At 36.9% G+C, this 2,016-nt stretch carries 4 protein-coding genes; all 4 read left to right on the top strand.

Annotated elements, in window-relative coordinates; genetic code table 4:
- Nucleotides 1-400: hypothetical protein (locus H6411_RS00085; protein ID WP_216082621.1), on the top strand; the 400-nt coding region annotated here is incomplete at its 5' end.
- Nucleotides 401-570: 170 nt separating this feature from the next.
- The gene (locus tag H6411_RS00080) at nucleotides 571-1,083 is read left to right on the top strand and encodes a hypothetical protein (protein ID WP_216082620.1); all 513 of its coding nucleotides are present in this window, start codon (nucleotides 571-573) and stop codon (nucleotides 1,081-1,083) included.
- Between the two features lie 58 nt (nucleotides 1,084-1,141).
- On the top strand, nucleotides 1,142-1,660 hold the full coding sequence (locus tag H6411_RS00075; protein ID WP_216082619.1) for a hypothetical protein: 519 nt from the start codon (nucleotides 1,142-1,144) through the stop codon (nucleotides 1,658-1,660).
- 111 nt (nucleotides 1,661-1,771) lie between these two features.
- Nucleotides 1,772-2,016, top strand: a 245-nt coding sequence (locus tag H6411_RS00070) for a hypothetical protein (protein WP_216082618.1), incomplete at its 3' end; no start/stop codon positions are given.

Below are 2,016 nucleotides of genomic sequence, written 5' to 3'. Positions count from 1 at the left end.
CTTTACATCTAAATATTTAGATTTCGAAGATTATGTGAAAAGTAATGATTTGGTTTATGCAGGAGATATACCTGATGCAAATGAGAATTCAATAAAGAAATTATTAGATGAGGATAAGAATGATTACAGAAGTAGATTATCTGGAAAATGAATAAGCATGCCTCAATCTGTTAAGAAAGGAACTGATACGGTTACAAAACCGGTTGGGAATGCATCTACTTTATTTCAGCCTGTGTCTGGTAGTACTACACTCGCAGAGTCAACAAAAATAGCGGCATTCACTAAGGCATGATGTGAGTCTAAGAAAGGTAAAGTCTCAGAGGAAAATAAGACATGAACTAAAGACACTCTTAAGAAAGATTCAGACTGACAGATATTTGAAGAAGTTTGTTTGATTTAGTTAATTAGTCGAAGGGATATAGGGAAAATAGTAATTGGAGTAGAAGTTTTTTTGTTGTTCTAAGGAATTTATTTAGGGATATTAAATATAGGGTTAGTAAAAGTTTAAGGTAGGAACCAAACGGGGAATTAAGGCTTTAGTTATTATTGTTGTCGATAAGTAAATTAGGCATGGCATCTCCAGGAGAAATTGCAGTAGGAGTATCAGTAGCAACAGCTGTAGTAGGCACTGGTTCAGTTGCTACATATTATGCAGTAAATGGAATTGGTACAAGTAAGGAAAATGCGGAGGTAAGCCAATCAACAATTGTAGAACCTGAAACAGATAGTAGAGAGGGGCAGCAACCTGCAACTGGAGATACAAATGGAGCTTCTGGAGGTTCAGTTGCTCAAGCGGAGGGAAGGAATGATGTTGGAGGACAGATCAGAGAGGGCGCTTCTACAGTTCCATCGGGTTCAACATCTGGCACTCAAGAAGGAACATTTACAGGAAATACAACTGGAGAAACAGAATCACCTAAAGGAGAAGCAGCTACTGGCGAACAAGCTGGTTCAGTTCCTGAAGCAATCGAAACTTCTACAGATCTTACAACTAGTTCTTCTTCAACAAATACAGAATCACAAACACCTAAAGTAACTTCTGGGAATGAACAGACACAAACTCCAGCTGCTCAATCAAATTAGTTCAATTTAATTGCCGAAAAATCACTTAAATATATAAAATACCTGTTTTTTCAAAAGTATGCCATCACCAGCAGCAATAGGTGGAGGTGCTTTAGGGGCAGGAGTTATAGGTGTAGGAACTGCTTATGCAGCAGGTGCTTTTAATAAAGCTGATCAAGTAATTACCTATGAAAACTTTGGGGATTATGTAACTAAGAAAGAATTAACTTATATAGGATCCCTAAAAGATACAGACGATAACTCAATAAAAAAATTGTTAGACGAAGATAAGACGAGTAGTTCAAACGGTTATAGAAGTAAATTGAAAGATAAATGAGAAAGTATGGATGAAACTAATTTGAAAGAAAAAAGCGGACAGGCAATTACTAAACCAACGGATGTTAAAGATAAGTTAGTGCCTAGTGATACCCTTGCAAACTCAGAAGATATCGCTAAATTTACTAAAGCATGATGCGAGCTTAAAAAAAGTAAAGTTTCAGGAACAGACAAGAAATGAACCGAAGACACTATTAAAAAGGATGCAGACTGAAAAATATTTGAAGAAGTTTGTTTAATTAAAAAGACAGCCCAGAAATAGAAATTAATTCATAGAAATTTTTAAATATCAAAGAAAAATAAAACAGATAAAAACCAGGAGCAGTAAAGGACATTAATCAATTCGTTATTATTGGTAACCAAGTAAATATTTATGGCCTCTTCAGGAGCATTAGCTGCCGCAGGTGTACTAGGCGCTGGAGCAATAGGAGCTACTTCAGTTGGAACTTATTATGCAATAAATAAACCTGGAGTTGAGGCAGAACCTACTGCAGTTATTCCAGGGGGATCAGATCAGCCTAGCAATTCAGGAGGCGAAGCACAACCTTCTACATCTGGTCAAGGACACGAACATGCGGAGCAAGGCACTGAAATACAAGTAGAACCAGCCCCTTCAAC

Origin of the sequence: Candidatus Mycoplasma haematohominis (genome assembly GCF_902712995.1) — a bacterium.
Classification (GTDB): Bacteria; Bacillota_I; Bacilli_A; order Mycoplasmatales; family Mycoplasmoidaceae; genus Eperythrozoon_B; species Eperythrozoon_B haematohominis.
This window is presented reverse-complemented; position numbering and strand designations above follow the sequence as displayed.